The 5304-nt window shown below is 55.2% G+C and carries 7 protein-coding genes; 6 read left to right on the top strand and 1 reads right to left on the bottom strand.

Annotated elements, in window-relative coordinates; all coding sequences use genetic code 11:
* Positions 1–268: 268 nt before the first annotated feature.
* Positions 269–670, bottom strand: a complete 402-nt coding sequence (locus EII23_RS11320) for a transposase (RefSeq protein ID WP_260424704.1) — start codon at positions 668–670, stop codon at positions 269–271.
* Here EII23_RS11320 and EII23_RS12980 point away from each other — a divergent pair.
* From EII23_RS12980 to EII23_RS11295, 6 genes are all read left to right on the top strand, one after another.
* Complete coding sequence (locus EII23_RS12980) at positions 608–919, top strand: hypothetical protein (protein WP_185702386.1); 312 nt, start codon at positions 608–610, stop codon at positions 917–919. The two genes, EII23_RS11320 and EII23_RS12980, sit on opposite strands and share 63 nt — an antisense overlap.
* Before the next feature lie 26 nt (positions 920–945).
* Entirely contained in the window at positions 946–1554 is a 609-nt protein-coding gene (fic, locus tag EII23_RS11310) for a protein adenylyltransferase Fic (protein ID WP_124793470.1), read from the top strand.
* Positions 1555–2653: 1099 nt separating this feature from the next.
* Positions 2654–2800: a hypothetical protein gene (locus EII23_RS12975; RefSeq protein WP_185702385.1), complete on the top strand. Its 147-nt coding sequence runs from the start codon at positions 2654–2656 to the stop codon at positions 2798–2800.
* 75 nt (positions 2801–2875) lie between these two features.
* Complete coding sequence (locus EII23_RS11305) at positions 2876–3721, top strand: hypothetical protein (RefSeq protein ID WP_124793469.1); 846 nt, start codon at positions 2876–2878, stop codon at positions 3719–3721.
* A gap of 399 nt (positions 3722–4120) precedes the next feature.
* Positions 4121–4360 (top strand): CopG family ribbon-helix-helix protein, encoded by a 240-nt coding sequence (locus EII23_RS11300; RefSeq protein WP_124793468.1) that lies wholly within the window; start codon positions 4121–4123, stop codon positions 4358–4360.
* Positions 4339–4602 carry a type II toxin-antitoxin system RelE/ParE family toxin gene (locus EII23_RS11295; RefSeq protein WP_260424703.1) on the top strand — a complete coding sequence of 88 codons (264 nt, stop codon included), beginning with the start codon at positions 4339–4341 and terminating at the stop codon, positions 4600–4602. The genes EII23_RS11300 and EII23_RS11295 overlap by 22 nt, the downstream gene beginning before the upstream one ends.
* The last annotated feature ends 702 nt before the right edge of the window (positions 4603–5304 follow it).

The raw sequence follows: 5304 nt of genomic DNA, 5'->3' as shown, positions 1-5304 counted from the left end.
CATGACGATAATCGCTCATGGGAAAACTTTAAACAAGAAACGCTAAAGCTGCCAGCTAAAGCTGGGGGTTTTAACCCTCCCAAAGTGAGACAATAAAAATTTTTAAAATATTTTTGATATCCGAAGTTCCACCCGGCAAAAAACAGGATGAAAGGAGCTCATATCGGATTGAGCAGGACACTCCCCCACGAAAGTTCTGGCTGGATACCCGCTGTTTTCCTCTCTTTCAGGCTGTTTATCTTTGGGAGACTTTGAGGCATATTGGAAGTCATCTCATAATCAATCTGAGCAAAATCATGATGCAGCCCAGTTGCGCCATTGCCAGAAAATTTTCCGCATGAAATTCGTATCTTGCGACAAGGCGGCGGAAGTTGTGCAGCCAGGCGAACAGCCGCTCGACTTTCCAGCGGCGGCGGTAACGCCGCAAGAGGCGGCCATCTTGCGTTTTGGCCCGTTTCTTCCGGTTCGGGGCGATCATTTCAATGCCCCAGGCTTCTTCCAATCTGGCGTCAAGTTTGTCGCTGTCGCAGGCTTTGTCGCCGACCAAACGGCCTGGAAGCTCAGTGGTAAACGTGCGGTCCAAGGTGTCTTCCACCAAGGTCACTTCATGAGGCGACGCGCTTGCCACGTGAAGGGCGAGAGGAAAACCGGCAGCGTCTGCCACTGCCATGATCCTGGTGCCCTTGCCGCGCCTGGTTTTACCAACGGCACGGCCCCCTTTTTTGCCGGGGCGAACGTCCCGTCAATGAAGGCTTCCCGCAAATCAGGCTTGCCGCGTTTCCGCAAGTCGTCGGCCAAGGCGAGCGGCACGGCGTCAAACACGCCTTCTTTTCGCCAGCGCTGGAACCATCTGCGGCAGGTCTGGTACGGCGGATACCATTGTGGAATTGCTGCAAAATATCAAGAAAGCCTGCCTTGAAAAGATGTTCGTACAGGGGAAACCTTATGACATTGGAAAATAAACTGGGTTTGACCGAGGCGGCGGAACTTGCCCGCGTTGAGGAGAAACTGAGCAAGGCAAAAGCGGCCCTGCTTTTTGAACAGCGCCTGCTGGACACCCTTCCAGCAGGCACTTTTGCCGGGCTCGCGGCCATCCATCAGTTCTTGTTTGAAGATATTTATCCCTTTGCCGGGCAAATCCGACAGGTGAACATTTCCAAGGGACAATTCCGCTTTGCGTCCGTCCTCTATCTGGAGGATGCCTTGCGGCGTATAGATGATATGCCGCAAAGCAGCTTTGATGAAATCGTGGAAAAATATGTGGAAATGAATGTGGCTCACCCTTTTCGGGAAGGCAATGGCCGCAGCACCCGCATATGGCTGGACGCCATGCTGAAAAAGGAATTGCGTGTGGTAGTGGACTGGAGCCGGACAGACCGGGAAGCATATCTGCAGGCAATGGAGCGCAGTCCTGTGAATGACGCGGAAATCAAGCAGCTTCTGAAAAGCTCTTTGACCGAACAAATCAATGATCGCTCCGTCTATATGAAAGGTATAGATGCAAGCTATCATTATGAAGGCTATCATATCTTTCGCATGGAAGATCTCAAGTAAATCAGAAGCGAGTGGCAGTGTCCGGCACGGGTACTGGCGCGTTGTGCGTTACGCTCGCAGCACCTGGCCTGGCACAGCGCATCGCCCTCCGCTTCCGGCAAGCCGTCAAGCGTTTCTTCAACGCTTTGTCGCACGACCTCAGACACATGCGACCGCAGTTCCTGCTCGTTCACGGCGATAACCGGAACTTTCTTTTTTCCCCTGCTCCCTGGTAAATTCCATCTGTAGCCTTTCTTGCTGGTCTGGGGGGGGTGGTTTGGCCAACCAAAACCTGACCAACTTGGCGGGCTACGTCATTTTTCACATCTGCGAAACTTTCTGTACGTTATCCACCATACTGCGCTTCAATACAGGTTAATATAAATTAAAAATATTAAAATTATAGTGCATACCTCTGCCCAGAGCATATGCCTTTATTTATTTTTTCAATCAATTCAAATATGTTACTCTTTGGCACACCACTTGCTTATCAAGGACTGAACGGCGACAAAAAACACCAGACAACCATATAAGCCCAGGAGTTCCACCATGATTGCCACCCCTCTTCCGTTCCCCCGTCCGTTCCCCTTCCCGCTTCCGTTCTGAACGGAAAGGGCAAGGCCCTGGCCCCCGGCAACTTTCCAGCCCAACCTTCAACCACAAGGAGTTCGATATGCATAACCTGACCCCTGAGACCGTGGACGCCCTCGCGGACATCCTCCGCGACCTCCTCCACATCTGGCTGGACGACTGAATCCAGCGTCCGACCAAGGCCCTGGCCCCGGCAACTTTCCTTCCCAACCTTCAACCCGGAGGAGACTTCTCATGCATCCGCTTCTGATCGCAGCCCTGATCGCGGCGGCAAGCGCCGCAGCACGGGAACTGCGCAAGTAGCTCCCACCGCCCCCAGGCCCTGGCCCTTGGCAACTTTCCAGCCCAACCTTCAACCACAAGGAGACATTCCATGCCCTTCCTCCTGCTCTCAGCGCTCGTGTCCATCGCTGCCGATGTCACCACCACGACGATCATCCGCGCGGTTCGCGACTGACGCCAGCCCTGGCCAAGGCCCTGTCCCCCGGCAACTTTCCTTCCCAACCTTCAACCCGGAGGAGCTTCAATCATGACCAGCATCATCACCCCCGACATCGCAATCCTCCCCGCCGCAGACACCTTCCGCGACCTCCGCGCCCGCCGGTCAGGTTCAGGCCCCTGGTTGCCCCACAACAGCCCGGCCCAGCCGCGCAGAGCACTGCGCCTCAGGCTGTGAGGCCGGGCGTCCCGCGGCCGACAGGCCGTGGATCAAAAAATCAGGAACAGCGAATATCGAGGAGCACAGCTTGCCATGAAGACGCGCGTTGTCTGCTTTATCAAACCGGACCTGGATACTGTTGTGGCCGGCAGTTTGCTGGGAGCAGAGCATGCGCTTGTGTGCCCCCTGCCGCACGAGGCACCGGAACAGCTTTTGGCCGACAAGCGCGTACTGTGCCTTGAGTGCGGCGGTAGCGGCCGCATTGCAGAGAAGAATTTCGATCACCATGGCGAGAAGGTTCTGCCCTGCGCCGCTGAACAGGCGTGGCATGCCATTGGTGCGCCGCAAACGCTGCGCTCCCTTGTGGCGTACACCGCGGCCGTGGATACCGGCAGCGGCCGACCGGCGCAGGGCGCAGAGGGGATCACCCTGTCCGCGCTGCTCAGCGGGATGCGGCTGTGCCACACGAGCCCGGCGGCGCAGTTCAGCGCCGGACTGCGCCTTGTGGCGTGCGTCTGCGCCCGACAGTCTGACCCGGAGGACGTTGCATGGCTCCCCGCGCATGACGCGCTCGCCCAGCAGTACCTGATGGCCAAACAGGCTGCGCAGCAAAAGCTTGAAGCCCTCGCGCCACAAGCCGTTACCCTTGCCCACACTCCCTGCACCGTCATGCTGCTGGCCGCCGAGGTGCCGGGAGTTCATGGTCTTCTGCGCCGTCTGGGTGCGGAGATATCTCTGGCCTGGAATCCCCCGCGTCACCAATGGACGCTCGCGGCAGCCCACGGCTTTGCGTCATATATCCGCGACACGCTTGCGCTGCTCAAACAACGCGAACCCGGCTGGGGAGGCCCGGCGGGGGGAGGGATCATCGGCAGTCCCCGCGGCGGAAGCAAGCTGTTGCTGTCCGATATTCTGGCCTGCCTGCGCACAGCGCTTTGACCATGCGCGAAACGAAGCCCAGATAGTATCGTCAAATTGTTGTTGCCCACAATGAGATACGGCGGCAAGGAAGGAAAAGCGCCTCCGCGCTCAAACCGTCAATCAATGCACATGCTTCCTTGCAATCAGATCTGGCGCCTTGCTTTTTGCGATACCATGTATTACGCTGCATTACAAATCAGGTATAAGGAGCCTTGGTTATGAAAGATCATGGTGTGCCCCTGTCAAGCACAATGAAAAACGACTTTCCGGAGGAGATGCCCGGAACGTACGCATAAGTCAGCCTGGCGGGATGGAGGAAATTCCCGGCGATCTGCCCTTGAAGCAGCAACCAATGCGTTACTTGAGGCAAGACAGATGGCCCCCACAAACACGTACCAATGAGAGGTTTTTGCAATAATGGCTTCCATGTCTATGCGTTTGCCTACGGAGCTGGCGAACCAGCTTGGGGCGCTGGCGGAGGCAACAGGCAGATCCAAGAGCTTCCTGGCAATTCAGGCCATTCAGGCTTTTGTTGAGCAGGAATCTTGGCAAGTGGCTGAAATCAGAAAGGGATTGGCGGAAGCGGACGCCGGAGACTTCGCCACGGATGAAGAAAACGCGGCCCTGGATGCCAAGTGGGGCTATCGTGCGGGTTAGATGGCTCCGATTATGTCGCCAGGGAGGACCCGGACGCGGCACAGGAGATGTATGCCCATATCCGTAAGCGCGTTGTCGAGCTGGCAAAGCGTCCGGAGATGGGCAGGCCCGGCAGAGTGTTTGGGACGCGCGAGTTGGTGATAGAACGGTATCCGTATATCGTCCCGTACCGTATTCGGGGACGGGAAGTGCAGATTATCCGCGTTTTTCACACCAGCCAGAGGCCTCCAGAGGCATGGTAACGAAAACGTCTGGAAGCCATCTCACAATCAAAAAAATATCCAGAATACCGCGTTGACAAACAGCCTGTTGTCTCCGGCCGGGCGACCAACACTCCCCTTTTTGCCGGGAAGATGTGCCTGTAGATTTTCCCAAACCCTGCCACAAATATCGTGTCGTCGATGTGCACACACAGCCTCTCCTGTCATGCAGGAAGAGGTGTTATCATACTATTCATAGTTTGACGACACTATCTAATCCCTTTTCAATTCAGGTCTATTTCTACTTGTTTTGGTGAAGTTAACACCAAACTAGCTTTTGCCCGCCTGTCTTAATCCCTTTTCAATTCAGGTCTATTTCTACTCTGGATAGACATGAGGATATGCTTTGGTACTCACGTCAAAGTCTTAATCCCTTTTCAATTCAGGTCTATTTCTACACAAGTCAATCATGGTGGATATCTCGTGTGTCAACTTCGTCTTAATCCCTTTTCAATTCAGGTCTATTTCTACGCAGCCGCCGCAGAGCAACAACGGGCTGCCGATGGTGTGCGTCTTAGATAGTGTCGTCAAACTATGAATCCTATGATAACACCTCTTTCTGCATGACAGGAGAGGCTATGTGCGCATGTAATCTCCCCATTTGTGGTAGTGCTCAAAAGTAGAGCCTATGCCGCCCGTTTCAGTTTCATGGCCGGGGTGATACCACCGATGCCCATATGGGGC

Origin of the sequence: Desulfovibrio sp. OH1186_COT-070, assembly GCF_003860215.1 — a bacterium.
In the GTDB taxonomy this organism is placed as follows: domain Bacteria; phylum Desulfobacterota; class Desulfovibrionia; order Desulfovibrionales; family Desulfovibrionaceae; genus Desulfovibrio.
Note: the sequence above shows the minus strand (reverse complement) of the source record. Positions and strands in the feature narration are given on the sequence as shown.

Coding starts and splice junctions, on each gene's coding strand:
- EII23_RS11305 (WP_124793469.1), top strand. CDS start 2,876: ATGAAGACGCGCGTTGTCTGCTTTATCAAACCGGACCTGGATACTGTT.
- EII23_RS11320 (WP_260424704.1), bottom strand. CDS start 670: ATGGCAGTGGCAGACGCTGCCGGTTTTCCTCTCGCCCTTCACGTGGCA.
- fic (WP_124793470.1), top strand. CDS start 946: ATGACATTGGAAAATAAACTGGGTTTGACCGAGGCGGCGGAACTTGCC.
- EII23_RS12975 (WP_185702385.1), top strand. CDS start 2,654: ATGACCAGCATCATCACCCCCGACATCGCAATCCTCCCCGCCGCAGAC.
- EII23_RS11300 (WP_124793468.1), top strand. CDS start 4,121: ATGGCTTCCATGTCTATGCGTTTGCCTACGGAGCTGGCGAACCAGCTT.
- EII23_RS12980 (WP_185702386.1), top strand. CDS start 608: ATGAGGCGACGCGCTTGCCACGTGAAGGGCGAGAGGAAAACCGGCAGC.